Source organism: Sphaerimonospora mesophila (genome assembly GCF_001417795.1).
Classification (GTDB): Bacteria; Actinomycetota; Actinomycetes; order Streptosporangiales; family Streptosporangiaceae; genus Sphaerimonospora; species Sphaerimonospora mesophila.
The window spans coordinates 44,704-70,847 of record NZ_BCBX01000032.1 but is presented as its reverse complement, the minus strand read 5'-3'; the positions used below and the strand labels follow the sequence as shown (position 1 = coordinate 70,847).

Annotated in this window: 24 protein-coding genes; 12 read left to right on the top strand and 12 right to left on the bottom strand. The window is 70.6% G+C overall.

Annotation, left to right across the window (positions count from 1 at the left end; genetic code table 11):
- The first annotated feature begins 27 nt into the window (after positions 1–27).
- From AP234_RS07970 to AP234_RS07960, 3 genes are all read left to right on the top strand, one after another.
- Positions 28–711: a hypothetical protein gene (locus tag AP234_RS07970; RefSeq protein WP_055478947.1), complete on the top strand. Its 684-nt coding sequence runs from the start codon at positions 28–30 to the stop codon at positions 709–711.
- A gap of 135 nt (positions 712–846) precedes the next feature.
- Positions 847–2,007, top strand: a complete 1,161-nt coding sequence (locus AP234_RS07965; RefSeq protein WP_055478946.1) for an MSMEG_0568 family radical SAM protein — start codon at positions 847–849, stop codon at positions 2,005–2,007.
- Positions 1,976–2,476, top strand: coding sequence for an MSMEG_0567/Sll0786 family nitrogen starvation N-acetyltransferase (locus tag AP234_RS07960; protein WP_055478945.1), 501 nt, complete (start codon positions 1,976–1,978; stop codon positions 2,474–2,476). Before AP234_RS07965 ends, AP234_RS07960 begins: the two co-directional genes overlap by 32 nt.
- A 29-nt stretch (positions 2,477–2,505) precedes the next feature.
- Here the strand turns inward: AP234_RS07960 and AP234_RS07955 are convergent, their stop codons facing one another.
- Positions 2,506–3,468: an AIR synthase related protein gene (locus tag AP234_RS07955; protein ID WP_055478944.1), complete on the bottom strand. Its 963-nt coding sequence runs from the start codon at positions 3,466–3,468 to the stop codon at positions 2,506–2,508.
- 78 nt (positions 3,469–3,546) lie between these two features.
- Between AP234_RS07955 and AP234_RS07950 the strand changes: the two genes are divergently transcribed.
- The 6 genes from AP234_RS07950 to AP234_RS07925 are packed head-to-tail and all read left to right on the top strand — an operon-like array spanning position 3,547 to position 10,562.
- On the top strand, positions 3,547–4,389 hold the full coding sequence (locus AP234_RS07950; RefSeq protein ID WP_200926290.1) for a phosphosulfolactate synthase: 843 nt from the start codon (positions 3,547–3,549) through the stop codon (positions 4,387–4,389).
- Entirely contained in the window at positions 4,386–5,327 is a 942-nt protein-coding gene (locus AP234_RS07945) for a DUF7714 family protein (RefSeq protein ID WP_055478943.1), read from the top strand. Before AP234_RS07950 ends, AP234_RS07945 begins: the two co-directional genes overlap by 4 nt.
- The gene (locus AP234_RS07940; protein ID WP_055478942.1) at positions 5,324–6,526 is read left to right on the top strand and encodes a class-II fumarase/aspartase family protein; all 1,203 of its coding nucleotides are present in this window, start codon (positions 5,324–5,326) and stop codon (positions 6,524–6,526) included. Before AP234_RS07945 ends, AP234_RS07940 begins: the two co-directional genes overlap by 4 nt.
- The gene (locus AP234_RS07935) at positions 6,517–7,521 is read left to right on the top strand and encodes a pyridoxal-phosphate dependent enzyme (RefSeq protein WP_055478941.1); all 1,005 of its coding nucleotides are present in this window, start codon (positions 6,517–6,519) and stop codon (positions 7,519–7,521) included. The genes AP234_RS07940 and AP234_RS07935 overlap by 10 nt, the downstream gene beginning before the upstream one ends.
- Complete coding sequence (locus AP234_RS07930) at positions 7,511–9,091, top strand: argininosuccinate lyase (RefSeq protein ID WP_083501898.1); 1,581 nt, start codon at positions 7,511–7,513, stop codon at positions 9,089–9,091. Before AP234_RS07935 ends, AP234_RS07930 begins: the two co-directional genes overlap by 11 nt.
- Positions 9,092–9,119: 28 nt before the next feature.
- Positions 9,120–10,562 carry a DUF1116 domain-containing protein gene (locus AP234_RS07925; protein WP_200926289.1) on the top strand — a complete coding sequence of 481 codons (1,443 nt, stop codon included), beginning with the start codon at positions 9,120–9,122 and terminating at the stop codon, positions 10,560–10,562.
- A 96-nt stretch (positions 10,563–10,658) separates the two neighbouring features.
- Here the strand turns inward: AP234_RS07925 and AP234_RS07920 are convergent, their stop codons facing one another.
- From AP234_RS07920 to AP234_RS07900, 5 genes are all read right to left on the bottom strand, one after another.
- On the bottom strand, positions 10,659–11,072 hold the full coding sequence (locus tag AP234_RS07920; RefSeq protein ID WP_055478940.1) for an OsmC family protein: 414 nt from the start codon (positions 11,070–11,072) through the stop codon (positions 10,659–10,661).
- An 88-nt stretch (positions 11,073–11,160) separates the two neighbouring features.
- Positions 11,161–11,994, bottom strand: a complete 834-nt coding sequence (locus AP234_RS07915) for an amidohydrolase family protein (protein ID WP_055478939.1) — start codon at positions 11,992–11,994, stop codon at positions 11,161–11,163.
- The gene (locus AP234_RS07910) at positions 11,995–12,486 is read right to left on the bottom strand and encodes an MSMEG_0572/Sll0783 family nitrogen starvation response protein (protein WP_055478938.1); all 492 of its coding nucleotides are present in this window, start codon (positions 12,484–12,486) and stop codon (positions 11,995–11,997) included.
- A 48-nt stretch (positions 12,487–12,534) separates the two neighbouring features.
- Complete coding sequence (locus AP234_RS07905) at positions 12,535–12,789, bottom strand: hypothetical protein (protein WP_055478937.1); 255 nt, start codon at positions 12,787–12,789, stop codon at positions 12,535–12,537.
- A gap of 1 nt (position 12,790) precedes the next feature.
- On the bottom strand, positions 12,791–14,128 hold the full coding sequence (locus tag AP234_RS07900; RefSeq protein ID WP_055478936.1) for an FAD-dependent oxidoreductase: 1,338 nt from the start codon (positions 14,126–14,128) through the stop codon (positions 12,791–12,793).
- A gap of 152 nt (positions 14,129–14,280) precedes the next feature.
- On the opposite strand from AP234_RS07900, the gene AP234_RS07895 reads away from it, so the two are divergent.
- Complete coding sequence (locus tag AP234_RS07895; protein WP_055478935.1) at positions 14,281–14,859, top strand: cupin domain-containing protein; 579 nt, start codon at positions 14,281–14,283, stop codon at positions 14,857–14,859.
- Between the two features lie 59 nt (positions 14,860–14,918).
- Here the strand turns inward: AP234_RS07895 and AP234_RS07890 are convergent, their stop codons facing one another.
- From AP234_RS07890 to AP234_RS07865, 6 genes are all read right to left on the bottom strand, one after another.
- Positions 14,919–16,931, bottom strand: coding sequence for a glycosyl hydrolase (locus AP234_RS07890; protein WP_063842820.1), 2,013 nt, complete (start codon positions 16,929–16,931; stop codon positions 14,919–14,921).
- Positions 16,932–17,291: 360 nt separating this feature from the next.
- Positions 17,292–20,207, bottom strand: a complete 2,916-nt coding sequence (locus AP234_RS07885) for a DUF5682 family protein (RefSeq protein ID WP_055478934.1) — start codon at positions 20,205–20,207, stop codon at positions 17,292–17,294.
- Complete coding sequence (locus AP234_RS07880; RefSeq protein WP_055478933.1) at positions 20,204–21,319, bottom strand: ATP-binding protein; 1,116 nt, start codon at positions 21,317–21,319, stop codon at positions 20,204–20,206. The genes AP234_RS07885 and AP234_RS07880 overlap by 4 nt, the downstream gene beginning before the upstream one ends.
- Positions 21,320–21,328: 9 nt before the next feature.
- Positions 21,329–22,804, bottom strand: a complete 1,476-nt coding sequence (locus AP234_RS38445) for a VWA domain-containing protein (protein ID WP_055478932.1) — start codon at positions 22,802–22,804, stop codon at positions 21,329–21,331.
- Positions 22,801–24,201: a hypothetical protein gene (locus AP234_RS07870; protein WP_055478931.1), complete on the bottom strand. Its 1,401-nt coding sequence runs from the start codon at positions 24,199–24,201 to the stop codon at positions 22,801–22,803. Before AP234_RS07870 ends, AP234_RS38445 begins: the two co-directional genes overlap by 4 nt.
- Complete coding sequence (locus AP234_RS07865; RefSeq protein WP_055478930.1) at positions 24,201–24,704, bottom strand: hypothetical protein; 504 nt, start codon at positions 24,702–24,704, stop codon at positions 24,201–24,203. Before AP234_RS07865 ends, AP234_RS07870 begins: the two co-directional genes overlap by 1 nt.
- 330 nt (positions 24,705–25,034) lie before the next feature.
- Here AP234_RS07865 and AP234_RS07860 point away from each other — a divergent pair, with 330 nt between their 5' ends.
- Both AP234_RS07860 and AP234_RS35985 read left to right on the top strand, forming a co-directional pair.
- Complete coding sequence (locus tag AP234_RS07860; RefSeq protein ID WP_055478929.1) at positions 25,035–25,556, top strand: DoxX family protein; 522 nt, start codon at positions 25,035–25,037, stop codon at positions 25,554–25,556.
- A 392-nt stretch (positions 25,557–25,948) separates the two neighbouring features.
- Complete coding sequence (locus AP234_RS35985; protein WP_152990296.1) at positions 25,949–26,137, top strand: hypothetical protein; 189 nt, start codon at positions 25,949–25,951, stop codon at positions 26,135–26,137.
- The last annotated feature ends 7 nt before the right edge of the window (positions 26,138–26,144 follow it).

Here is a 26,144-nt window from a genome sequence, read left to right as displayed (position 1 = left end):
TAGTGAACCCAATGGAAGGAATTGGCAATGACCGAGCCTGATCCGAGACCCGCCGGGGATCTCCGGGCGGTCGCCGAGCAGCTCTCTCGCCTGTGGGTCGCGACCTCGGAGCGGGCATTCGCCGCCGCCCTCCACCAGCCGGACGTCTACGTACGGACGACCCGGCTGGTGAGCGCGATCACGCAGGAGCTCCGCCGGCGGGGGCGGGGCGTCCGCCCCCTGCTGGAGGCGTGGCAGGGGCGTCACGAGCTGGTGCGCGGCGTCGCCGACTCCGACGGAGCCCTGACCGTCGACGGCCTGGATGCGGAGGCGATCGCCGGCGCCGCGTTCGCGATGCGCTATCGGGAGGTCCTCGAAGAGATCACGCTCGACGACCGGCTGGCCGCGCTCGCGGCCGGGCCACGGGACGGCGGCTGGCTGGTGCTGGAGGAGTCCGGCCACGCCCCGGGGGATCCCTTCGTCCCCTACCGCCGACTCGAGGCCGACCCCAGGACCGGGCGGGCGCTGCTGGTGACGACGCGGCCGGACGAGACGTTCACGTCCTGCGTTCACGTGGTCGAGCAGGGGGTCGTCGACCTGGAGACCGGACGGCTGACCGCGGACGCCGCCGGCGAACCCGGGAACGCCGCCCACGAGGTCGGCACCGCCGAGGAGCGGGAGGCGCTCGTCGAGCGGCTCAGGTGCTCGTCGACGGCCGATGCCGACAGCTGACGGTCAGCGGAAACTGTTGCCACTCCCCCAATTCTTCCTATAGAAGTTGAAGATAAGTTTCCTATAGTGGACGGAAGGTCCCAGGGTCGCGCAGGGCTGTCCCCGCCCTGATCGGGCCCGGCAAGGAGCCATCTCATGACCGAGGCGAACCACCGAGTACTGGATGCGACAGAGCTGGCCGAGCTGATCGTCAAGCTGCAGAGCGTAGGGCTGCGGACGGACGTCTCGATCGGCGCGCGCAGCGGAGGCGCCGGCCCCGCCGATGCGGGAATGCTGTGGATCAACGGAGCACCCGCCACGGTCCCGACCACCGCCGACTACGTGAAGGAGTCGCCGTACACACTGCGGCAGGAGGACGACGGGTTCGGCATCTACGAGGGCTCGGTCCGCCTGGCGGACGCGTCGCCGGCGCCGCGCCCGAAGTACTACGACATGGAGACGGCGGACGGCGTTCCCTACTGGAAGATCGCCCTCATGCACCTCGACTCCCTGGCGAGCACGGTCCTGCAGACCTGTGCCTACTGGGGGAACTCCGACCAGTGCACCTTCTGCGGCATCGGCGTCTCCCTCGCCGGCGGGCGGACCATCGCCAAGAAGACGCCCGAGATGCTGGCGGAGGTGTCGGTGGCGGCGCGGGATCTCGACGGCGCCGTCGACGTGACGCTGACGACCGGCAGCACGGCCACCCCGGACCGGGGCGCGCTTTACGTGGGCAGGTGCGCCGAGGCCGTGAAGGAGGCGTCCGGCCTGCCGGTGCAGGTGCAGTTCGAGCCGCCCGCCGACCTCGACGTGATCAACCGCGTCCGCGACATGGGCGTTGACTCCGTCGGCATCCACGTGGAGACCTTCGACGCCCGGGTGCTCGCGAAGATCGCGCCGGGCAAGGCGCGGTGGGGCATCGAGCGCTACTTCGCCGCGTGGGAACGCGCCGTGCAGGTCTTCGGCGCCGGACAGGTGTCCACGTACGTCATCCTCGGCATGGGCGAGGACCCCGAGATCACGGTCGAGATGTGCAAGCGCGCGGTCGACCTCGGCGTCTACCCATTCATCGTCCCGCTGCGTCCGGTCCCCGGCAGCCTGATGGAGGACGCCCTGCCGCCGTCCCCCGAATACGTCGAGAAGATCTACCGGCGGGTCGTCCCGCACATGTTGCGACGGGGGCTCACCGCCGCCGGGACCAAGGCGGGCTGCGCACGGTGTCAGGCATGTTCCGGCATGGCGGCGCTCGAACGCGCCGGTTCGGGTTCGACGAAGGGTCTGGCCGATGGCCGTCCGGTTCTCCCGCTCGTCGTCTGAGCTGAGCGAGCCGACCCTCGTCTGTCGTACGGCGGCCTCGCCGGACGAGTTCGCCGAGTACGCGAAGATCCGGCACGCGGTCTTCGTCGAGGAGCAGGGCCTGTTCGAGCGGACCGACCAGGACGAGTTCGACCACGATCCGGCCACCCGTCATGTGGTCGGATATCTGGACGGCCGTCCGGTCGGGACCGTACGGCTCTACCCGCTGCCCCCGTCCGACGAGGGCGAGGCGCTGTGGAAGGGAGATCGGCTGGCGGTCCTGTCGCGGTACCGGCACCTGATGCTGGGCGGGCCCCTGGTCCGGCACGCGGTGGCGACCGCCGCCGCGGCCGGCGGCAGCCGCATGATCGCCTTCGTTCAGCTCGCCAACGTGACCTTCTTCCGCCGGCTCGGCTGGTCGGCCGTGGGCGAGCCGGTTCCCTATGTGGGCGTGCCTCACCAGCGGATGAGCATCGACCTCACGCGATGATCTCTCACGGCAGGCAGGCACTCACCGCCTCAACGGTCGAGCCGGGTGACCGACTCCCGCTCGAGGTCGAAGACGACGACGGAGCCGGAGGCGTCGGCGACGCGCACCTTCCCGGTGTCGTCCAGCGTGCCGATCCGCCGCGCCGTGAGGCCCCGGGAGGTGAACGCCTCGACGCACTCCGCCTCCTTCTCCGGCGGCGTCGCGAGCAGGAAGGCGAAGCAGGGGAAGCAGGACAGCCAGTCGCCGATCGGCACCCCTGCGGGCACCGGCAGCACGTCGAGGTCCACCTCGACGCCGAGCCGGCGTGCCTCCAGGAGCATGGCCAGCGAGCCGATCATCCCGGCCATGCTGACGTCCTTGGCGGCCACGGCGGCGCCCTGCTCCGCCACGGCGGCGAGGGTGCGTACGTCGCCGGCGAGGCGCTCGCCCCGCTCGTCGAACGACGGGAAGAACGGGAAGTCCGTCCGCATCCTGCCGTCGAGGCAGCAGGCGAGGATCAGCGCCTGGCCGGGCGCGGCGTGGGTGGCCGACAGCACGGACTCGGCGACGCCGAGCCCGAACGCCGACAGGCTGGGCGGGCCGTCGGTCTCGGTGGTGTGCCCGCCGACGATCGGCACGCCGTACACCTCGCCGGCCCACTTCAGGCCCTCCAGGATGCCCTTGACGACGTCGCGTGGTCCGGTCACCGTGTCGACGATCGCGAGCGGCCGGGCGCCCATGGCGGCGAGGTCGTTCACGTTCGCGAGGACGGCCGCGACGCCCGCGCCGTACGGATCCCGCTCCACGAAGGCGGGCAGCATCGCCTCGCCTCCGACGATCAGGTCGCGTCCCCGATCGTGTACGACGGCGCCGTCGTCACCGGGACCGGCCCACCAGTCCCCGCCGCCGAACACCTCGGCGACCACGCCGATGGAGCTCTTGGCCACGACACCCGGGAGGGACCGCAGCCGGTGTGCCAGTTCTTCAAGATCGTGGATGTCGCCGAGGGGCAAGATGAGTTCTCTTCCGTGCGATGCGTATCGGTGAAAGCCGCCGACGGCGTCATCCTAGCCAGTGAGGAAGCCGCTCCCGTGACAGGACAATCCAGCCGAAACCACACCTCCGTCCGGGTCCTGAACCCGGCGGAGCCCGACTTCCTCGTGCTCCCGCAGCGCACGAGGAAGCCTCGCCGGTGCGGCATCTCCCACGTTCTGGACAACGGCATGTCGGTGTCCGAGGTCGAGCGGCGGCTGCAGGCCGCCGCCGCGAACATCGACGTGTGGAAGTTCGGCTGGGGGACGGCCTACGTCGACCCGTCGCTCCGGGAGAAGCTCGAACTGCTGGCCGCGCACCAGGTGCTGGCCTGCACCGGGGGAACGCTGCTGGAGATCTCCTGGCGGCAGGGCGTGCTGGACAGGTTCATGGACTGGGCCGAGGCCGTGGGCTTCCCGTGCGTCGAGGTGTCCTGCGGCTCTGTGGAGATGCCCCGCGCCGACAAGGACAAGATCATCGATGCCGCGGCCGCCCGATTCCTGGTCCTGTCCGAGGTCGGGCTCAAGGATCCCCGGGCGACCCCGTCGGCCGCGCAGTGGGCGGCGGACGCGCGGGCCGACGTCGAAGCGGGCGCCACCTGGGTGCTGACCGAGGGGCGGGAGAGCGGCACGGTCGGCCTGTTCGACGCCGAGGGCGAGGTGCGCGCCGACATCGCGGACGCCGTCGTGGCGGCCGTCGGCCTGGAGGCCACGCTGTTCGAGGCCCCCCGCAGAGCCCAGCAGGCGTGGCTGATCCGGCGTTACGGCGCCGACGTCAACCTCGGCAACATCCAGCCGGCCGAGGCGATGGCCGTCGAGACGCTCCGGCTGGGGCTGCGTTCCGACACCATCGGCGCGGTTCCCACGCACTCCCGGTCGCGCACAGGAGTTGAGACACCATGATCCCCCACCAGTACCGGACCGTGGCGTTCACCGACGTCGCGGTCGATCTCGACGGCGACTCCCTGCGCACGCTCTTCCTCAGCCGGCAGATCTACCGCAGGACGCGCTTCGTCGTGGCCAGGAACCGGGACGCGTACGCCGTGGTCGAGCTGACCCCCGCCCGGGGGGACGGCGGCGCCGGCACCGGGCTGTTCATCGACGTCGGCGACGTACGCGTGCTGGCCGGTCCGGACGAGACGGTGTTCGTCGACCGGCCCGACATCGACACCGCCGTCCCCAGCCAGTTGCTCCGCGCGGCCCGCGACATCCCGGACGCGCCCCGCTGCGTGATCGTGCGCGGGCGCTACGAGCACGTCAACTTCATCCTGGATCCCACGCCGCGCCGGGTGCACGTGCTCGACGTCGCGCCCCCGTGGCCGGCCAAGCTGTACGACCAGGTCCGGCGCGTCGTCGACACCGCCGAGGAGCTTCCCGCGACCGAGTGCGTGCCACAGGTCGTCGACCTGGAGAAGATCGCGGCCGCCGAACCGGCCGAGCACTACCTGCTGCCCTGCCGCGGAGGCGGCATGTCGGTCCCCGGTGCGGAGATCTCCTATCTGGACGAGGTGCCGCCCCAGGCGGACTGGGTCCTGCTCGGCTGCGCCCGCTCCCGTGCGATCCACGACCACTTCTATCCGGACAAGGCGGGTGACGTACGCCAGATCGACATCTGTCCGGCCGCCCTGGCGGCCGAGCTGCCGCTTCCCCCCGGCGAGGCCCGGCTCACCAAGTGCTGTCTGCTCGAGGAGAGCGTGGAGACGCGCGGCGACACCGTCGTGGTCCCCTGGGGGGCGTCGTTCTCGCTGGTGGCGGAGGGGCTCGCCGCCGCGTCCGAGCTGGCTGGAAGGCTGGGCGGATCAGACGGATCGGACAGGGAGCGGAACGGGGAGATGACGTGACCGCACGCATCGCTGACTCATCGGGCTACGCACATCTGTGGGGCACGGACGAGCTGCGGCAGATCTTCGAGGAGCGGGCCCGGCTGCAGGCGTGGCTCGACGTCCTCGCCGCGCTGGCCAGGGCGCAGGCGGCGGAGGGGATCATCCCGGCGGAGGCCGCCGCGATCATCACCGATGAGCTGCGCGTCGACCGGCTCGACCTGGACCGGATCGCGCTGGGCACCAGGCAGACCGGGCACTCGACCCTGGGCCTGATCCACGAGCTGCGCCGCGTGCTGCCGGAGGCCGCGCGGGAGCACGTGTACGTCAGGGCGACCGTACAGGACCTCACCGACACCTGGACCTCGCTGGCGATCCGCGCCGTCGGCGCCATCGCCTGGCGTGATCTGCGCCGCATCGAGAAGGCGCTCGTCGATCTGGCGGCCGAGCATCGCGAGACGCCGATCGCGGGCCGAACCCATGGCCAGCCAGGGGCGCCGGCGACGTTCGGCTGGAAGGCGGCGTCCTGGGCCGACGAGATCAGACGGCATCTCGACCGGTTACGCGAGGGCGCGCCGCGCTGGCTCGTGGCGCAGCTCGGCGACGGCATCGGCACCCTTGTCGCGTACGGCGACCGCGGACTCGCCGTACGCGCCAGGTTCGCCGCCGAGCTGGGGCTGGCCGATCCCGTCATCTCGTGGTTGAGCGCACGCGACAGGATCGCGGAGTTCGGCGGCGTGCTCGCCCTGATCACCGGCACCCTCGCCCGGATCGGCGAGGAGGTGTACGAGCTCCAGCGCCCGGAGATCGGGGAGCTCGGCGAGCCGCGACCGGCCGGGGTGGTCGGCAGCATCACCATGCACCACAAACGCAATCCCGAGGGCAGCGAGCACCTGAGCACGCTCGCCCGCCTGGTCCGCGCGAACGCCGGCGTTCTCCTGGAGTCGGTCGTCAGCCAGCACGAGCGCGACGGGCGGGCCTGGAAGGCGGAGTGGATCGCCCTGCCGGAGATCTGCCTGCTGACGGGCAAGGCCCTCGCGCTCGGCGTCGAGCTGGTCGAGGGGCTGGAGGTCAACGCCGACCGGATGGCCGCCAACGTGCGCGCCTACCTCGGTGACACGCAGAACCCGTCGGATCCCGGTTCCGCCGCCCGAATGGTGGACCTGGTCGTGGCCCGGGCCCGGCGCGCCGCCGCCGAGGAGCCGCCTTCATGGCCGTGACACCGGATCACCGGGGGATCGCCCCCGCCCGTGCCGGCCTGGCCGTACTGCCCACCCCCCTCCAGGAGGCGCCGCGGCTGGCGGAGGCGCTCGGCGTCAGCGGCCCCCTGCTGCTGAAACGCGACGACCTGACCGGCTTCGCGGTCGCGGGCAACAAGGCACGCCAACTGGAGATGCTCGTCGCCGACGCGTCCGCTTCCGGCGCCGACGTCCTGGTGACCGGGGGGACACCCGGTTCGAACTTCTGCCAGGCCGCGGTCGCGGCCGCCGCCTGGGCGGGCATGCGGTGCGTGCTCGTCTACGCCGGCTCGCCCCCACCGGCCAGGCACCCCAACCACGCCGCCGCCGTCCACTGGGGGGCCGACGTCCGATGGACGTACGACGCCGACCGCGGCTCGGTGGACGCCGCGATCGAGGCGACGGCGGCCGAGCTGACCCGGGAGGGGCTGCGGCCCTACGCGGTGCCGCGCGGCGGCGCCACACCCGTCGGATCCGCCGGGTTCCACCTGGCCGCGCTCGAACTCGGCGCCCAGCTCCGCGACAGGTTCGACGGGTCGGCCACGGTCGTGGTGGGCGCCGGCTCCGGAGGGACGCTGGCGGGTCTCGTCTCCGGGGCGGTGGCGCTCGGGCGGCGGCTGCGGATGCGCGGAGCGGCGGTCAGCCGGCCGCCGGAGGAGACCGCCGGGCGCGTCCTCAAGCTCGGCCGGGAGTGCGCCCTGCTGATGGGCACCGAGCCGCCGCGGGAGGCGGACGTCGTCGTGTACGACGCCCGCGGCCCCGGCCACGGGCACCCGTCCGAGGAGGGCGAGCGCGCCGCCCGGCTCGCCCTGCGCGCCTCGGGGATCGTCCTCGATCCGGTGTACTCGGCGAAGGCGCTGGGCGCGCTCGCGCGGATCCTCGGGGATCGGCGCGCCGACCCCGGCCACACGACAGTCTTCTGGCATACCGGCGGCCTGCTCGACGCGGTCGCGGGATGGAGTCACGATGATCGATGACGGACTGCCGTCCGTTCCCTCCGCACACCATCGGAGCGGACCCGACCGGCTGGGGCCGCCCATGGGCGGCCCGGCCCGGGAACTGATCGACAGCGGGTTCGCGCTCGAGAACGCCGACGCGCCGCTGCTGCACGCCGGCCTCAACCTCGCCGACATCGCGCACGTCATCGACCTGCACGAGCGCCGGGTGATCCCCCGGCCTGCGGCGGGCCGCCTCATGGAGGTGCTGCTCAAGGCGGTACGCACCTCCCCCGAGGACTTCCCGTACGACCCGGCGTACGGCGAGCCGTACAACTCGCGGGAGCGCCACTTCACCGAGCAGATCGGGGACGACGCGGGGTGGCTACACGCCGGGCGGCCCCGGCGGGAGGCCGTGCGCATCGCACTCCGCCTCCACGTGCGCGCCGTCCTCGAGGACCTGGTCGAGGACGCGGCCGAGCTCGCCCACGCCATCGCCGTGGTGGCCGGACGGCACAGCAGGACCTGGCTGCCCGACCAGACCTACCTCCAGCACGCGCAGCCCTCCACGTTCGGCCACTACCTGGTGAGCTTCGCCTATCCGATCCTGCGGGACGCGGAACGGCTCATGGACGCGTTCGACTGGGTCAACACGAGCCCGGGCGGCGCGGGCTGCGTCAACGGGAGCCGGCTGCTGGCCGACCGGAGCCGGGTCGCCGACCTGATGGGCTTCGACGGCTTCATCGAGCACACCCGCGACGCCATGTGGCAGATCGACGGTCTCATCGCGACGCTCTCGCACGCCTCCAGCCTGCTCACCACCCAGAGCAAGCTGGCCGAGGACCTGGAGATCTGGGCGAGCAACGAGTTCGACTACGTCACCATCGCCGACGGGTACAGCCGCTCCAGCGTGCTCATGCCGCAGAAGCGCAACCCCTACGCGCTGTCGATCATCCGCGGCGCCGCCGGCACCATGATCGGCCGGCTCACCGGGTTCCTCGCGGTCAGCAAGAGCCCGTCCGCCCGGAGCGACAACCTGATCTACGCGTACGGCGAGATCCCGCGCGCGCTGGACCTGGCCGGCCGGACGACCCGGCTGACCGGCGGGGTCATCCGCAGCCTTACGGTCAACGCCGACAAGATGTGGGCCGCCCTGGAGTCCGGGTTCAGCCAGGCGACGGACCTCGCGGAGTTCGTCATGCAGACCTGCCAGGTGGACTACCGGACCGCGTACCAGGTGATCGGCATCGCCGTACGCGAAGCGAGCCGGGAGGGGCTGCGCGGCATCGACCTCGACGGGACGCGGCTGGAGGCGGCGGCCAGGCGGTACGCGGGGATCTCCCTCGGGCTGGAGGGCCGCGACCTCAGCGAGATCCTCGATCCCCGGCGCATCGTCGAGACGCGGACGCTGAGCGGCGGGGCCGCGCCGCCCGTGGTCGAGGAGATGGCGGCGGACTGCGCCGCGAAAGCGGAATCGCTCCGGGAGCGCGCGAAGGCACGGCGGGAGTCGTTCGAACGGGCCGAGGCCGCGCTCGTGGCCGAAGCGGAGAAGTTCGTCACCGATGTCACCGGGGCCACCCCAGTCACGGAAGTCACCGAGTCGCCGAGGTAAGTCCTCGTCGAAGCCCTCGAAAGGGAGAATGATGCCGACAGCTGAGATCGCCACTCCGATCCGCCTTCCCGGGGAGGTCAACGTCGTCAACGTCGGCCTGCCGCTGTTCGCCGAGGCGATCAGGCAGCAGGGACGCCCGGTCGTACAGCTCGACTGGCGCATCCCCGGCAGCGGTGACCGCACCGTGGTAGCCGCGCTCCGGCGCCTGTACGGCCCGCACACGCGCACGATCGACGCGGCCAACGAGGAGGTCTTCCGGCGGCTGGACCGCGGCGCACCCCAACTCGTCGCCGTACGGACCGCCGCCGACGTGATCCCGGTGCTCGCCGACGGCAGGGTGCTGCTGCACTGCGGGCCGCGGATCGCGATCGAGCGCGTCACAGATCCGCTGCGCCGCTCGATGCGCGCCGTCGTCTGCGCCGAGGGCTGGGCGCGAACGCCGGAGGAGGCGGACGTCCTGCTCCGGGACGGCACGGTCCGGCTGGAGCCGGCCAACGAGCACGGCACGGTGGTGCCGATGGCCACGTCGATGGGGCCGAGCACGCCCGTCTGGGAGGTCGAGCTCGCCGAGGCGGGCATCCGGGCCTACGCTCCGATCGGGCAGGGCTCGGGGGACGTCGCGTGGTTCGGCCGGGACACGCCGGGTGCGATCGAACGGCTGGTGCTCCTGCAGGAGGCGGCCGGTCCGGTGCTGGCCGCCGCCGTTCGGGAGCATGGGCCGGTCGACGTGCTGTCCCTGGCCGCTCAGGCGGTCGCGATGGGAGACGACGTCCACGTACGGACCCAGGCCGCGACCAACCTGCTACTGCGCAGCCTGCTGCCCGCGCTGGTGGCGGGCGACCATCCGCGCCGGATCGAGGTGGCGACCTTCCTGTCCGCCAACTATCTGCTGTTCCTGAGCCTGGGAATGGCCGCCGCCCGGGCCCTGACCACATGGGCCGCCCAGGTGGAGAACAGCTCGATCGTGATCGGGATGGCGCGAAACGGCACCGACTTCGCCGCCTGGCTCGCCGGCCCCTCCGCCGAATGGTTCCACGCCCCCGCGCCGATGGTGGGGCGGGCGCTCTACCACCCCGGACGCAACGAGGCCGACGCCTCCCCTGATGTGGGAGACAGCGCGGTGCTGGAGCTGGTCGGGCTCGGGGGCGCGGTCGCGGCCGGGTCGCCGGCGGTGGCGCAGTTCGTCGGCGGCACGATGGCGAACGCCGCCGAGTTGACCGAGGAACTGAACGAGGTGTGCGTCGGCAACTCCAGCCGCTTCATGATCCCTTACTGGGGGATGAAGGGGTCGCCGGTGGGCGTGGACGTACGCAAGGTCGTCGAGCTGGGCATCACCCCGAAGGTGACGACCGGCATCCTGCACAACTCCGACGGCAGCGGCCAGGTGGGCGCCGGGGTGGCCGAGGCGCCCATCGAGGTGTTCGTCCAGACGCTGCTGGCGCTGGACGCGAAGCTCTCCGACGAGGCCTGAGTCGTAAGGCCTGAACCGTAGGACGTGAGCGATGACGCGGGGGCCGGTGGACCGGACGGGTCCGCCGGCCCCCGCGCGTACATGCCGGGTGTTCCCTCAGCCGTCGGCGTCGGCCGTGCTCACCTCGATCCGCGGTGAGCGGGCCAGCGTGTTGGAGACGTAGCAGACCCGGGAGGCCGGCTCGAGCAGCGGCCGCAGCCGCTCCGCCGGGAGGCTGGAGCTCACCCGCAGCCGGATCCCGCTGAAGCTCGGGCCGTCGTACTCCCCGATCGCGGAGACCGACAGATCCGTCATCTCCACGCCGCGCTTGCGCGCACACCAGGCCAGCGCCAGCGCGTAGCAGGACGCGAGGGACCCCAGGAGGTATTCGGTCGGCATGGGACCGGTGAACGTTCCGCCGACGCTTTCGGGCTCGTCGACCTCGAACGAGAACGGCCCGGCCGTGACGGTCGCCCGCCAGCCGCCCTGCCAGTGCGCGACGACCTCGTTCGATTCTCCCGACCTCGCCACAATCCCACCCCTTCCGTGTTCCGGCCCGTCGGCGAAGACACCACGAGTCCCAGGCGGAGCTCCGCCTGGGACTCATGGCACGGCCCGATCAGCCGTAGAGCCGCTCGAAGTTGCCGTGGAAGACCGACTCGGTCAGCTCACCGCCGCCCGTGGCGTCGACCATGCGGGCGTACTCACCGGCGAACTCGCCCCACGGCTGGTCGGAGGCGAACAGCACGCGATCGCCGCCGATGCCGCGACGGTCGATCTCCCGGGCGAGCCACTGCGGCGCGAAGCCCACCGACCAGGTCAGGTCGGTGTAGACCTTCTTGCCGGACTCGATCCAGTCGAAGAACCGCTTGCCGATGAGCTTGATGTGGCCGCTCACCCCGCCACCGAAGTGGACGAGGTGGATCGGCGTCTCATCCGCGTAGCGCTCCACGAGCAGGCCGACCTTGTCGATGTCCGATGCGGCACCCGGTGAGGTGTGCACGTGGACGACGAGGTTGTTGGCCTTGGCGACGGCGAACACCTTGTCGAGCCGGGCCAGACACTCCGGATCCTCGGCCGAGCCGCCGAGCAGGAAGCTGATCTTGAGTGCCTTCACCCCGCTCTCCGAGGCGAGCGACAGCGCCTTGTCGGTGAGCTCGGCGTCCTGCGGTCGAGGCGAGGCCCACAGCGCGGCGCTGAGGCGATCACTCCGGCCGACCGCTTCGAGGACGAGCTCGTTGAGCGCGAACGAGTGGCTCGGGTCGGGGACCCCGTAGTTGGGGATCACCAGGGCTCGCTCGGTGCCCTCCCGGTCCATGTCGGCGATCAGCTCGTCGACCGTGGCGCGTGCGTTCACATCGGGGTTGACCGGCGGCCCGCCGTAGAAGGGGAACGCCGGCAGCACGCCGATGTGACGGTGCGCGTCGATGTGACGTGACGGTGCCTTTGCCATCTACATCGTCCAGGTGTTGAGCTGGAAGTGACGCTCCCGCCACGCCGTCAGGGCGGCGTCGAGCACGTCCAGCGGGTTGAACGCCTTGACGCCCGGGATCAGGTCGTCCTCGCGCATGCCGTACAGCGCGCCCATCGCGAAGCGGCAGGCGTAGATCGTGGCGCCCTCCTCGAGGAGGATCTTGATCTGCCTGTTGACCGCGAGGTTGCCGGGGAAGCCCTCGGTGCCGACCGCGGGATAGCCGCGGCCGGCGGCGGCCAGCAGCACCGCGGGCCCGTAGAGGACGATCGTCAGCTTGAACCCCTTGCGCTGGAGGCGCGTGGAGGTCATCAGGTTGACGAGGGAGACCGATCCCTCGAACGGCACCGAGTGGATGAAGACCGTCGCCTTCTCACCCTCGTTGGCCCTGATGTCCTCGAATACCTTCTCGCTCGTGTCCCACAGGACATCCCCGTCCTGGGGGGTGGCGACGGTCACGGTCTTGGTGGACATGTCACTCCTTTGTGATGTTGTTGGCGGGGAGAGAAGACGGATCCCAGGTCAGACCGCGGGACCCTTGGAGGGTGGCTGGGGAGTCCAGGACTGCCGATGGCTGCCCGGCATGCGCGCGATGATCGCGTTGCGCAGTTTCAGGGGCAGCCGGTGGAAGATCGGGACGTAGACCCGGCGCCAGAAGATCTCGGCTCCGCGCGGCGGGTGGGGACGCCGGGCACCGTGCCGGGCGCCCACCTTGTCCTGCGCGTCGATCATGAGGTGATACTCCGAGCGGGAGCGAACCCAGCGCGTCAGGCCCATGTCAGCTCCTCACCTTCGTGAGCGCGTTCTGGGCCGCGAGCGCGATCGGCTCGTTGAGCGCGCCGATCGGCGGGCTGTAGACGTTCTCCATGGTCGCCAGGTCGTTGATCGTGATCCCGGTGCGTACGGCCATGGCCAGGAAGTCGGCGCGTTCCTTGATGCCCTCGCCGCCGACGAGTTGGGCTCCGATGAGCCGGAGGTGCTCGGGCTCGGCGAGAAGCTTGACCTTGACCGGCTTCACGTCGGGGTAGTAGCGCGCCCGGGAGATGCCCTGCGCCATGCCCGTGATGAACGGGAGGCCGAGAGCGGTGGCCAGCGTCTCACTGAAGGACACCCCGCCGATCATCCACTTGCCGGCGACCATGCCCCAGGGGACGTACACGGCCTGGTACTCCCGGGAACCGCCGGCCGCGTTGGTGCCGGCGACCTTGCCCTGGGCGTAGGCGTGGCTGCCGGACAGCCCCTGGATCGGGACGTTCGAGACGCCGTGCGGGATCTCGGTGCAGTCGCCCGCCGCGTACACACCGGGGGCGGAGGTGCGCATCCGCCCATCGACGATGAGGCCGCCGCTCATGCCGGTCTTGATGCCGGCCGCGACGGCGACCGCGGTGTTGGGCTCCTTCTTCGTCGCCACCACGGCCAGGTCTGCCGGGATGTCCCCCTCCGAAGTGGTGACCTTGGTGAGCTTGCCGCCCTTCCCGACGAATCCGGTGACCTTGGTCTTGAAATGCAGCTTGGCGCCCATCTCGACCCAGGACTCCTCGACCGGCTGCATGATGTCGGGATCGGTGGCCATGGACATGGCCCACGGCGCGGGGTCGACCAGATGGGTCTCGATGCCGCGATGCGCCAGCGCGGTGACCATCTCGGTGCCCAGCGGCGTCGCCTCGTCGACGACCGCGGTCTTGACCGTGTCCAGGACCTTGTCCCACTCCATGGCCTGGCGGATGTTCTTCACGTAGTAGATGCCGCCGAGGTCGCCCCCGGGCACCCCCGGGTCGGCGTAGTTGAACCCGGTCGCGAGCACCAGCGAGTCGTAGCGCTCGACGGTCCCGTCGGACGCGGTCACCGTCTTGGCCTTCACGTCGATGGAGGTGACGGCCGTCTCATAGCGGATGTCGATGCCCTGGTCGACATAGTGCTGCTTGGTCGCCATGAAGAGAGACTCGAAGCTGGCGATCTCCTGGCCGTGGACGTAGGGGATCCCACAGGGGCTGTACGAGGTGTCCTCATACTCGGTGAAGACGATGACCTCGGCGTTGGGGTCGGTACCTTTCGCGGCGCCGGCCGCGCCCATACCTGCTGCTCCGCCACCTACGACTACGATTCGCCTGGGCATCTGACTTCGATTCTCCTCGGGGAGGCCTCGATCGCATTGAGCATGCGCAAATTTCCGTTTACCATACTTGACGTACCTGCTCGGCGGCGTCAAGGTATCGATGGGTGCTTGTTACGGAGTGCGAACCTCGGCACATCTAGCGGAGGCGCGAAGTGAAGGTACGGGTGGCCGAGGTCGTCTCCGGCATAGGCCCGAAAATCAAGGCGCTTCGCAAGGAGAAGGGCTACTCGCTCCAGTCGCTCGCGGAGCGCGCCGACGTGTCCGCCGCCGCGATCCACAAGATCGAGCAGGCCGACATGGTGCCGACGATCACGACGCTCCTCAAGATCGCGGCAGCGCTCGGCCGGCCCGTTTCGTACTTCGTGGAAGAGGAGGACGACGACGAGTACCCGACGGTCTTCACTCCCGCGGGCAGAGGCCGTCCGATCTACACCTCGCACGCGGGGATCGACCTCAGCGGGATCAGCGGCCCCTACGGCGAGTTCCTGGTCGCCGCGGCCGTGGCGACGGTGATCCCCGGGGCCAGCAGCGGCGCCAAACCGATGCAGCACCCCGGCGAGGAACTCGTCTACCTGGTGTCAGGCCAACTGGAGTTCGGGGTCAGCGGGGTGCTGCACGTGCTGAATCCTGGTGACGCCCTCCACTTCCGCACGCATCAGCCGCACTTCTGGCACAACACCGGAGAGGAGGACGCGGTGGCGATCTGGATGGCTCTACGCCCCCAGCAGTGAGCCCTCCCCTCGGCGGCGGTGGTCATCAGACGGATGGGTGATCCGGGTGATCTAGGTGATCACTTCTTGACGCACGGAGCACCGTTGAGCATGAACTTCGCCGGTGCCGCGTTCGTGCCGCTGTAGTCGGCCAGGAAGCCCAGGTCGACCGTACCTCCGTTCGCGCGGATCGTACGGTTCCAGTCGGCGTTCTTCACGGTGACCTGTGTGCCGGACTGGGTGACCGTGCCGTTCCACAGGGTGCTGATCTTCTGGTCGCCCGAGAAGGAGAATTCGAGGGTCCAGCCGTTGATCGGCGTGACTCCGCCGTTCGCGACGGTGACACTCGCGACGAACCCGCTTCCCCAGTCGTTGGTCCGATAGGCGACCGAGCACCCACCGGGGGTCGGCGACGGACTCGGACTCGGCGACGGACTCGGCGACGGGCTGGGGGAAGGACTCGGGCTCGGGCTCGGCGACGGACTCGGCGACGGGCTGGGGGAAGGACTCGGGCTCGGGCTCGGCGACGGACTCGGCGACGGGCTGGGGGAAGGACTCGGGCTCGGGCTCGGCGACGGACTCGGCGACGGGCTGGGGGAAGGACTCGGGCTCGGGCTGGGCGATGGGCTGGGCGACGGCGACGGGGACGGTGAAGGGTCGGAGCCGCCGTGCTTGAAGTCGCCGAGTTCATCGCGGGTGATGACGTGCGGGTCGTCGTAGAACTTCCGCAGGAACTCCAGGGAGTTGCTGTCCCCGTCCTGCGGAGAGCCGTCCCAGGGGACGACGTAACTCCAGTCCGCGTGGTAGGCCCGCATCAGCTCGGGGTCCGGCAGGGTCCCGACCTCGCTCAGCGTCACGAGCTTCCGGTCACCGCCGAGCGCCACCAGCTTCTCGTACTGCGTGCTCACCGGGCCGTGGTCGCCCTTGGGCGGGTAGGAGTCATAGCCGAGGACGTCCACGACGTCGTCACCCGGATACCAGTCCGGCGAGACCGAGTTCCACACCCAGATGAGGTTGTGCAGCCCGTGGTGGCCGGTGAGCCGGTCGTACATGATCCGCCACAGTTCCTTGGCGGGGCCGGGCCCCTTGGCTCCCCACCAGAACCAGCCGCCCTCGGCCTCGTGCAATGGCCGCCACAGCACGGGGATGCCCGCGTCCCGCAGCCGCTTGAGCTGTACGGCGATGGCGTCGATGTCGCGGATCAGCAGCCCGTAGTCGGCCGAGTCCTTGTCGGCCAGGGCGGCGGCGACGTCGAAGGTGGTCGCCTCGGTGTAGAAGCCGCGCCACCATTCCTTGCCCGGCTGGTCGATGAGGCCGCTCGGTGCGTTCCAGTGCCAGACGAAGGTGACGATGCCGCCCTTGGCGTCCCAGTCGATCGCGTTCTCGACCTCCTGGGAGGAGGTCCCGCGTTCGACGCGGCTGGGCGAGTAGTCCATCATGTCGAGACCCGCGATGGCCGGGGACTTCCCGATGTTCTGCTCGATCCGCTGGATGCTGGGCATGGCCTGCTGGCCGGAGATGATGTCGGTGCCGTAATGCGCGGTCAGGTAGCGCATCAGGCCCTTGGCCTCGGGCGTCGCTTCTGGATCGGACAGCTCGCCGGTCACCTCGTGCGGCGGCGGAGGCGGCGCCGGCGTGAGGGTGATGGCGTCGATGAGGTACCAGCCCCAGTTGTTCACCACGGTGACGGTGTTCTCGCCGGCCTTCAGCAACACCTTGCCCGCCGACACCGAGGTGAACGTGTCGCTCGGGGTCAGCGTGACCTCGCCGAGCCCGGCGCCGTTGAGCTGGAGGGTCGCGTTCTTCTGGCCGTACGGCGCGGCGTAGCGGATGCCGAGCGAGTAGAGACCGGCATCGGCGTCGGGGATCGTGATCGTGACGCTGTCGGTCGAGGTGTCGAAACCGCCGACATATCCGGTGCCGGAGAAACCGGAGAGCGAGGTCTCCACCTGCACTCCGTTCAGCACCCCGTCCTCGGCCTCGTAGGTCAGCACGCCGTCGTCCGCCGACGCCGGGAGCGCCCCGCCCGATAATGGGACCACCGCGAGCAGGGCGCACAGCCCGGCCGCCAGCCGTACCCGCAGACGCTTCATGGGACCGCCTTTCCGTTGATCGGGGAGAAGCGCCCACACGATATAGACGGCCCAACGGGTGGAGAACGCCCCCGGCCCGTACGGATGGAGTCCCCCGTCACGACCTGCCGGGACAGGTCGGCGCGGCCAGGTGCCCACGCGGATCCTCCGAAAGTTTCAACGTCGTGGGCCGCGGCGACATCGTCACCGCCGCCGTGACGGCTAGGCAGTGCCATATCGCGGCGACCGCGCGAACGCGGCCTGCGGAGCCACCCGCGCTCTTGCCGCCGAGAGGTGCCACGAGGAGGCGGATCGCCCCCTGCCGATCACCCCTTGCCGATCACCCCTTGCCGATCACCCCCTGCCGATCACCCCCTGCCGTCAACTGACACACCGCCTTTCAGAGGAGCGGTCGAGCAGGGCGGCGATCGCGCCGGTCGTGGCCGGATGGCGGGCGAGCAGCTCCCGGACCTCGACCCCGGCATCGGCCTGGGCATCGACCCGGGCTTGGGCTTGGACCTCGTCCGGTGCCGGCCATTCCGCCGGGCAGCCGAGCAGAGCCGCCACGGCGTCGCACGCCTGCGGGTGCCGGACCAGCAGGGCGGCCACCGGCCCGCTCCGCACGGGTGCCGTCCGGGTCTGCCGGGTCGGTGGTGCGGCAGGCCGTTCCCACGGCGGGGTCCACGCGTCCAGCTCGGCGAGCCCGCCGGGGAAGGTGCGGCCCGCCTCCCGGACGAGCACGGGCACCAGCTCCGGCACGTGCTTGCGCAGCGTCGTGATCAACGTCGGCAGCCACGGCAGCAGCACGGAGTCGGGCAGCCGCGCGAACGCCTTCGACAGCGCCTCGACCACGAACGGCGCGAGAGCCGGGACGGGTTCGAGTGCCTGGACGAACCCGCTCAGGTAGAGCGGGAAGGCGGGGACGACGAGCGGGTTGGCCAGCAGTTCGTCGCACCTGGCCCGCAGCTCGTCCCGCGACAGCAGGCCCAGCTGCGTCTTGGCCGCCCACAGCAGCGCGACCTTGGCGGGGTCCTCCGGGTGCGACTGCCGTACGGCGAGTTCGAGTTGGGCCCGGTCGCAGCCCAGCGACAGCGCGAGGCTCTCCAGCGTGAAAAGGAAGCCGAGCATGGCGCCGACCTGGCGTACGCCCGTGTCGTCCTCGGTGAACGCGGTCGGCAGCAAGGTGCAGTAGTGCGCGTATCCGGCCGTGACGAACGCCTCGCACCAGGCCGGCAGCTCCGGCTCAGTGGCCCGGTAGTGGGCCAGCAGCCGCCTGATCCGGCGCAGCACCTCGGGGGCGTCATCGACCGTACGCTCGGCGGCCAGCAGCTCGACCGCCCGATTGCCGAGTTCGTCGGCGAACCGGCGACTGCCCAGGTAGAGGATCGCGTCCGCCACGGCCGCGAGCGCTACCCCCGCGGTGGCCTGCGGCTCCCACACCTTGCGGCGCAGCCGCTGCTCCAGCACCTGCTCGACGCTGACGCCCTCGTAGCCCAGCTCGATGATCGACCGCTGGTGCCGGCCGATCGCCAGGTCCCAGCTCTCCTGAATCGGCCGCTCGCCGAGGCGGCGCACCCCCATGATCGGACGGACCGCGTCGTCGGGCAGCAGGTAGCGCAGCTTCCACAGCACGTCAGAGCATGGTTCCAGCTCCGGGTTCGCCTTCAGGTCGAGCAGCACCCGCTGCTGGGTGCGCCGGCTCAGGTCCAGGCCCAGCGGCGCCAACCGGTCGTACACGTCGCGGGCGAGTGGCGGGAGCGCGTCGTAGCCGACCACGCCGACCCGATCGCCGCCGAGCAGGATCTCGCACAGGCGGCGGACGTCCCGGCGGCCCGGCACGACGTCCTTCTCGATGCAGGTCACCGCCGCGTCCGCGAAGTCGTACGGCGTGGGCCTGGCCCGGCCGCGCAGGCCGGCGAGCAGGATCGACGTCTCGAACACGGCGATGGCGTCGGCCGTGCTGGCCAGGTAGCCGTTGCGGCGGGCCAGCCGCACGATGTCGACGCACCAGCCGCGCAGTTCGTCTTCGTCCAGGCCGTCGAGCACGGGCGGGGCGGCCAGGAAGCCCGACAGGCGGTCGCCGGCCGGTCCGTCCGACGCGGGCGGCCCGGGCTTGGCCCCTTGGACAACCTTGGCCCCTTGGACAACCTTGGCGGCCTTGGTCGCCTTGCCGGCCTTGGCGCTGGTGCCGCCGCCCTGCCGCCCCTCCAGTCGGTACGGCGTCACGCCCCCGCGTCTGACCGCTTTGGCCCAGGTCGCCGCCGCGATCGACACCGATCCCTGGGCGAGGCCGAACTGGGCCTCGATGGCCGAATGGCTGGACGGGATGAGCCCGTACAACCAGTTGGTTCCGGTGCGCGGCGTGATCGTGTACGGAGGCGCGTCGGCCGCCAGGCCGAACTCGGCCACCCTGCTGACGGCGTGGAAGGCCCCGCATACGTACAGGCAGTCGGCGGGGACGGCACCGGAGGCGGCGAGGTGCTCGCGGATCCGCGTCCACATGTAGCGTTCGCGTTCCTCGTCGATCGCGAGCCGGTCGTCCTCGGTGGGGCGCAGCCGCCGGAACAGGCTGCCGATCAGCGCCATGGCCTGCCGGTAGGTGTCGTAGTCCGCTCCGGTCAGCGGCTGCTCGACGTACTGGTCCCACCACTCCGACCAGTGCCGCACCTTGCCGTGGTGCAGCAGGTGCGCCTCCAGTTCGGCGAAGCGGGGCCGCAGGTCGCCGATCTCGACGCCGACGGCGTCCCCGTGCAGGGCCTCCTCCTCACCGGAGGGCGCGGTCTCACCCGAGGAGGCGGTCTCGCCGGAGAGCGCCGAGCCGTCCGGCTCCCCGGGCTGCCACTGGAAGACGTGGTCGACCGAGCGGTCGACCAGGACCAGCTCGACGCCGGGGGTGTCGAGCGCGTACGCGATCGCCTGGTATTCGGCCGACACCTCGGTGACCGGCGCCACGACGCTGAGCGGACCGGAGCCGGGCGGGAAGCCGTCGAGCTGGGTGGCGAACGCCTGCAGCGCCACCGGCAGCCGGCAGTTGCGCAGCTCGTCCAGGAGCGGCCGCAGGTCCTCGCACAGCTCCAGGTAGACGACCTTGGGCCGCTTGGTGCGCAGCCGCCGGGTCATGGCCAGGGCCGAGGCCGGCGAGTGGTGGCACACCGGGAAGATCTCGAGTTCCTCACGCAGCATCCGGTCGACGTCGTCGACCATGCCGGACAGGATGCCGGACAGGGCGTCCCCGCCACCGGAGAACGTCTCGGCGGCGTCGAGGAGTTGCCCGCGCAGGGCGTCGAACGTGCTCATGACAGCGTCGAGATCGTCTGACGGCCGCCCTCGAGGAAGCTCGTCCACTCACCGCCGTCCTTCTTGCTGCGGGGTTCGACGACCCCGTGCCAGTACTTGTTGAGGATCGCCAGATCCTCCGGGGCACGTCTGGCCAGCGAACCCACCAGCGAGCCGCCGAGGGTCTCGGCGCGCAGCGTCCGGTCGCCGAAGAAGTGGCTGTGCAGGATGGCGTCCTCCAGCACGCCGATCTGCTCGGCGGTGGACAGTGCCGACTCCAGCTTCTCGTCCTCGCTGGTGGCCGAGGCCGCTGCGGCGCGCAGGTCGGCGAAGCTCTGCAGCAGGATGTCCAGCAGCGTGGGCGGCACGTCCAGCTCGATGCGGTGCCGGCGCAGCAGTTCCGTGGTGCGGAAGCGGACGATCTCCGCCTCGCTGGTCTTGCTGGTCACCACCGGGATGCGGACGAAGTTGAACCGCCGCTTCAGTGCCGAGGACAGGTCGTTCACGCCCCGGTCACGACTGTTGGCGGTGGCGATGATCGAGAAGCCGGGCTTGGCGAACACGGTGTTGTCGGTGTCCAGCTCCGGGATGGACACGTACTTCTCGGACAGGATCGAGATCAGCGCGTCCTGCACGTCGCTGGTCGAGCGGGTCAGCTCCTCGAAACGGCCGATCACGCCCTGCTCCATCGCCGTCATGATGGGTGAGGGGATCATCGACTCGCGCGACTGGCCCTTGGCGATCACCATCGAGACGTTCCACGAATACTTGATGTGATCCTCGGTCGTACCTGCCGTACCCTGCACGACCAGGGTGGAGTTACGGCAGATCGCCGCGGCGAGCAACTCGGCCAGCCAGCTCTTCCCGGTTCCTGGATCACCGATCAGCAGCAGGCCGCGGTCGGACGCGAGCGTCACGATGCTGCGCTCGACGAAACCGCGGTCGCCGAACCACTTCTGCGAAATCTCCCGGTCCAGGCCGTCGGAGCGCTCGGAGCCGAGCACGAACAGCCGCACCATGCGAGGGCTGAGCCGCCAGGAGAACGGCTTGGGGCCGTCGTCGATCGACTCCAGCCAGTCGAGCTCCTCCGCGTACTTCACCTCGGCGGGCGCACGCAGCATCTCATTGGTCATCAAAGTCTCCTAAGCGAGGAAGTTCTTCAGTTCGAACACGAGTTTCCGGATGTGGCCGGAGATGACCGGCGTGCCCAGGTCCTTGAGCTTCTGCCGGAACCACGGGTTCACGCTCTGCTGCCCGCCACTGCTCACCGAGCCCACCGGGATGAGCCGTACGCCGGAGCGGTGCAGCGCCTCCATGCCGGCGTAGACGCCGTCGCAGTCCCACTCGTAGAAGTCCGAGATCCACACGACCACGGTGTTGCGCGGGTCGGCGACCTTCGGCTGCGCGAGGGCCAGGGCGGCCGTGCCGTCGGTGCCGCCGCCGAGCTGGGTGCGCAGCAGCACCTCGAACGGGTCGTGCACCCACGGGGTGAGGTCGAGCGCCCGGGTGTCGTACGCGACGAGGTGCACATCGACCTTGGGCAGCCCGGCGAAGATCGACGCCAGGATGGTGCAGTTCACCATCGCGTCGACCATGGAGCCCGACTGGTCGACGACCACGATCATGCGCGCCGGGGTGGTACGCCGCGCGGTGCGCCGGTAATAGAGCCTGTCGACGTAAAGTCGCTGGTCCTCGGGGCTGTAATTGGTGAGGTTCTTCCAGATCGTCCGTTCCAGGTCAAGGTTGCGGAACACCCGCTTGGGCGGCACCGACCGGTCGATCTCCCCCACACTGGCCTTCTCGACCTGGGTACGGAGCACCTCGGCTACCTCGTCGACGAACCTGCGGATCAGCGCCTTGGCGTTGGCCAGGGCCACCCCGGACAGGTTGGACTTGTCGCGCAGCAGTTGCTCCACGAGCGACATGCTCGGCGTGAGCCGCTTGGCCAGGTCCGGGTCCGCCAGGACCTCGCGCAGCCGCATCCGGTGGACCAGGTCGCCCTCCAGCTCGGCCAGCGCGCGGGCCAGCTCGGGGTCGATGCCGTCGCCCGGACCGGAGCCAGCGCCGGGTCCCACGCCGGCTCCCGCCCCGGAACCCACACCGGGTCCCACGCCGGCTCCCACACCGGGTCCCAGACCGACTCCCGCTCCGGGTCCCGCATCGGCTCCGGGCCCGGCGGCGGCGGATCCCGCACCCTGCCCGGTTCCCGCACCCGTTCCCGACCCGCCGCACATGGACAGCTTGAACCAGGCGGCGTCCTGCTGCCAGGTCGCGAGCTGCGTGGCGGTGACGTCGCCCGTGCCGGTGGCGAAGACGTTGAGCAGCAGCTTCGAGATCAGCGCGGCCCTGCGCACCTCGTCACCTGGAGCACCCGGCGCGAGCAGGTCACGGAACTCGGCGGCCAGCTCGGGGAAGCGCTGCACCAGCGAATCGACCGAGACGGAGGGGTCGAGCACCGCGGCCGGCAGGCCGAGGTCGCCGACGACCGCCATGCTCGCGGTCTCCAGCGCGGGCTGCTCCTCGTGGTCGAAGAGCCGGGCGAGCAGCCGCCAGTACAGCACCTGACGCCGGTTCCGCTCCCCGCCGACGTGGTCACCGATCGAGATGTGATCACTCATCTCCGCAGCAACCGTCCGGCTCGTTCGCGCAGCACGGCGACCGCGTCTCCGGCCCTGGCCTCGGCCTTCACCACCTTGGGATCGGTGGGGCCCTGGGCCCAGTCACCGGTGCCGATCTCGACCGTCTCCCGCTTGACCTTCGCCTGTACGGCGAGAGGCTGCAGCAGCCAGCGTCCGCCGTCCCAGCGGACCAGCCCGACACAGGCCGAGGAGCCGGCGACCAGCTTCGGAGTGAGCGGGCCGCAGGAGGGCAGCCGCCCGATGTCCACAGTGATCTCCGCTCCGCCGAGATCGAACGAGCCGTCCTCGGTCACCTTGTAGCCCTCCACCAGCACGGGTTCCGCGATCCGCACCGGGACCCGCTCCAGAGGCGGCACCGCCGGGGCGAGCGCGCCCGCGAGGTGCAGCCGGGCCGTGGTGAACGAGTCGGCCGGCTTGCCCAGGAACGCCCGGTCGTCGTGCCAGACCAGGTCGCCGCTGTCGAGCAGGGGCAGATCGGTGACCTCCAGCGATCGCCGGTCGGCCAGCGCGGCCAGCAACACCTTGTGTTCGTGCGCCAGCGTCCACAGCGCGGGCCCGACGATGGTGTCGACCTTGGCCACGGTGACTCCGGTCCGCACCAGCCGGGCCGGGCCGCCGTCGGCGGGCTCCAGGACGGCGTGGACCTGGAACTGGACCGCGGTGCCGTGCTCGTGCACGTCCACACCGAGGACCAGCAGCCGCCCCGACACCAGGCCGACCGGCCGCGGCTCCGCGGGCAGCACGCCGTCCTGCGCCAGCAGCACGGCACGAGTCCACAGGTCGGCCCAGCGCCGTACCGGCAGGTGCTCCATCGTGGCGATCGGGCAGGAGGCCCGCAGCTCGGCCGCGAAACCGTCCAGCAGCACGGCGAGCCTGCGCTGTCCGGGCGCGGCCGTGAGCGCCTCGACGATCTGGTCGACGGCGGAGACGAGGTCGTGGTCTACGCCGCGCCAACCGGTGATGGCCAGCTCGCGCAGCCAGGAGCGGACCCCGCCGAGCATGTTGGCGACTCCGTACGGCTCGGACTCCGGCGCGGGGCTCCAGGGTTCGCGCTCGCGTCCCAGCGCCGCGTCCAGCCTGGCGAGCAGGGCGTCGTGCACCGCGCCGAACAGCGCGGCCCGGCCGCCCGCCAGCGCGGTCAGGTGCTCCGCTGCGATCGAGCCGGAGGCGACCTCGGCCGCCGCCTCCGCGAGCCGCTCGCCGATCGGGGTCGCCGTGAACGCCCCGGCCAGGGCCGCCAGCGCGGCGGTCCGCTCGTCGGCGAGCCGGGCGAGGCCGTGCACCAGGGCGTCGTCGAACCCGTCGACCAGGGCGAGCGCCTCCCCCGTGCCCTCCGGATCGCCGTCGAGCAGGTCGGCCAGCTGTACGGCGAGCATCAGCGCACCGCCCCCTCTGCGGGGAACCAGTGCATCTCGGGGATCGGCATCGTGGTCTCCGGCACCTCCAGGTAGGCCAGGTGGCGCAGGAAACGGCTGAACACCATGGCGGCGGGTGCGGGCTCGTGCGCACCGGTCAGGCGGTCGACCAGTTCGGTGCCATCCGGCACGTCCACCCGCAGGTAACGGGCCACGCGGTCGAGGCCGTACTGCAGGACGGCCTCGGCGGCGAGTGCCCGAAGGTGCTTGCACGGCGAGCCGTACAGTCCACCGCAGGGGCGATTGTTGTTGGTGCTGCAGTTGTAGTCGTGGGTGCCGGCGGCGATGGAGGAGACGTAGACCCGGCTGATGTCCGAGCCGCTCGACACCACGCCCTGCAGCCGGCCATCCGCCAGTTCGACGAAGGGGACCTTCGCCAGCTTGCGCGGCTTGACCGGGGGCACCACACGCAGCCTGCTGTGCTGCGCCCACACGGTTTCGCCGTCGGGGGAACGGTCGTTCATGGCCTCGGAACGTAGCCGATCACTCCGACAAAACCGGGTCGTCCTACCCGCCGGTCGGGTCCCTCCCGATCAGAGTCCCAGGTCCGCCTTCCTGGCCTCAGCGATCATGATCTCCGCCGTGCGGCCGTCGCTCACGGAACCTCCCCGTCCCGACGATCACAGGATCACCCGGGAAAGATACCGCCGACGGCCGCCCCCGGCCAGGTTTCGCCACCTCCCGTGGTCACCGCAGTCACCTTCCGGTGATGAGCGGATCACCTCCGAGACCTAATTGGATAGCGTCACTATCCATAATTGGATAGTCTAACTATCTAAAGAAGGGAGAGTCCCATGACCTTGATCGTTCTCGTGGTGGCCACCGTGTGCTTCCGCCTGCTGGGCGCGCTGTTCGACGTGGCTCGCTTCGCCACCTGGCGGGTCAGCGCCGCGCACGGCCTGGCCGTCATGCTCGTGATGACGGCCAGTGCCCACTTCGTCCCGTCAGACGTGACCTTCATGCCGAACCACGCCGACATGGTCGCCATGGTTCCGCCGTTCGTCCCGTTCCCCGCCTTCGTGGTCCACCTGACCGGCGTCCTGGAACTGGCCGGGGCGGTGGGCCTCGTGCTCCCGGCCACCCGCAAGGCGGCCGGGATCTGCCTGGCACTGCTGTTCGTACTGATGCTTCCGGCGAACATCCACGCCGCGCTGGACGGCGTGACCCTGGCGGGCGAGGCGGCGACCCCGCTGTGGCAGCGCATCCCCGAGCAGATCCTCTACATCGGCATAGCGCTCTGGGCCGCGGGCGTCATGGCGAGGCCCTCAAGCCGTACGGCATCCGCACCGGTCGCGCGAGGTACTCACCACCCATAGGGCACGGATGCGCCCATCGGCCTCCACCCCCTCGGGCCGGCCGTAGTCGTCCCGCACCCGGGAGACCCGCAGCGGGTTTTGTCTGCTCTGCCGCGGAGAGTCCGGGTGCATGAACGGCGACGTGAAGCCACGCGGCGGGACCCAGCCGAAAGCCTGAGCGCCGCGACCATTCCCCTCACCTATCGGGGACCCGGCGACGCGACCGCGAATTCATGCCCTGCTGAGGCCGTCTCTCGGTTTTCATCGGCGGCGTCTCCGGCGCCCGGGTGGGGAGATCACCGGACTATTCCGCACGGAATTCGGCCCCCGGTTAAGCACCATCAAGGATGTCCTAAATGGCATGATTAATCCGGTATTGACGGGTATTGATCGGCAACACTACTGTGCTGAATATGTTCACTGAACGCGTTCACCGATTGCCGGTAGAGGAAGCGCAGGCGCTGCCGCGACGTCGGCGCGACAGGCGGGCGGCAAGCGCCATCATGCGGGGACGACACCTTCTTTCCATTCCGGCCGGTAAGGCGCTCACGTGCGGACAGTGGTGGACCACGGGCGTTTCCGGTGCGATCAACGCGGTGTGAGTGCGAT

Bases quoted from the DNA above. Each gene is read 5' to 3' on its own strand.
- AP234_RS07905 (WP_055478937.1), bottom strand. From the start codon at position 12,789: ATGGGCCTGACGCGCTGGGTTCGCTCCCGCTCGGAGTATCACCTCATG.
- AP234_RS07960 (WP_055478945.1), top strand. From the start codon at position 1,976: ATGGCCGTCCGGTTCTCCCGCTCGTCGTCTGAGCTGAGCGAGCCGACC.
- AP234_RS35985 (WP_152990296.1), top strand. From the start codon at position 25,949: ATGTTCACTGAACGCGTTCACCGATTGCCGGTAGAGGAAGCGCAGGCG.
- AP234_RS07930 (WP_083501898.1), top strand. From the start codon at position 7,511: ATGATCGATGACGGACTGCCGTCCGTTCCCTCCGCACACCATCGGAGC.
- AP234_RS07935 (WP_055478941.1), top strand. From the start codon at position 6,517: ATGGCCGTGACACCGGATCACCGGGGGATCGCCCCCGCCCGTGCCGGC.
- AP234_RS07925 (WP_200926289.1), top strand. From the start codon at position 9,120: ATGATGCCGACAGCTGAGATCGCCACTCCGATCCGCCTTCCCGGGGAG.
- AP234_RS07910 (WP_055478938.1), bottom strand. From the start codon at position 12,486: ATGTCCACCAAGACCGTGACCGTCGCCACCCCCCAGGACGGGGATGTC.
- AP234_RS38445 (WP_055478932.1), bottom strand. From the start codon at position 22,804: ATGAGTGATCACATCTCGATCGGTGACCACGTCGGCGGGGAGCGGAAC.
- AP234_RS07860 (WP_055478929.1), top strand. From the start codon at position 25,035: ATGACCTTGATCGTTCTCGTGGTGGCCACCGTGTGCTTCCGCCTGCTG.
- AP234_RS07880 (WP_055478933.1), bottom strand. From the start codon at position 21,319: ATGACCAATGAGATGCTGCGTGCGCCCGCCGAGGTGAAGTACGCGGAG.
- AP234_RS07900 (WP_055478936.1), bottom strand. From the start codon at position 14,128: ATGCCCAGGCGAATCGTAGTCGTAGGTGGCGGAGCAGCAGGTATGGGC.
- AP234_RS07965 (WP_055478946.1), top strand. From the start codon at position 847: ATGACCGAGGCGAACCACCGAGTACTGGATGCGACAGAGCTGGCCGAG.
- AP234_RS07945 (WP_055478943.1), top strand. From the start codon at position 4,386: ATGATCCCCCACCAGTACCGGACCGTGGCGTTCACCGACGTCGCGGTC.
- AP234_RS07915 (WP_055478939.1), bottom strand. From the start codon at position 11,994: ATGGCAAAGGCACCGTCACGTCACATCGACGCGCACCGTCACATCGGC.
- AP234_RS07890 (WP_063842820.1), bottom strand. From the start codon at position 16,931: ATGAAGCGTCTGCGGGTACGGCTGGCGGCCGGGCTGTGCGCCCTGCTC.
- AP234_RS07885 (WP_055478934.1), bottom strand. From the start codon at position 20,207: ATGAGCACGTTCGACGCCCTGCGCGGGCAACTCCTCGACGCCGCCGAG.
- AP234_RS07865 (WP_055478930.1), bottom strand. From the start codon at position 24,704: ATGAACGACCGTTCCCCCGACGGCGAAACCGTGTGGGCGCAGCACAGC.
- AP234_RS07870 (WP_055478931.1), bottom strand. From the start codon at position 24,201: ATGCTCGCCGTACAGCTGGCCGACCTGCTCGACGGCGATCCGGAGGGC.
- AP234_RS07970 (WP_055478947.1), top strand. From the start codon at position 28: ATGACCGAGCCTGATCCGAGACCCGCCGGGGATCTCCGGGCGGTCGCC.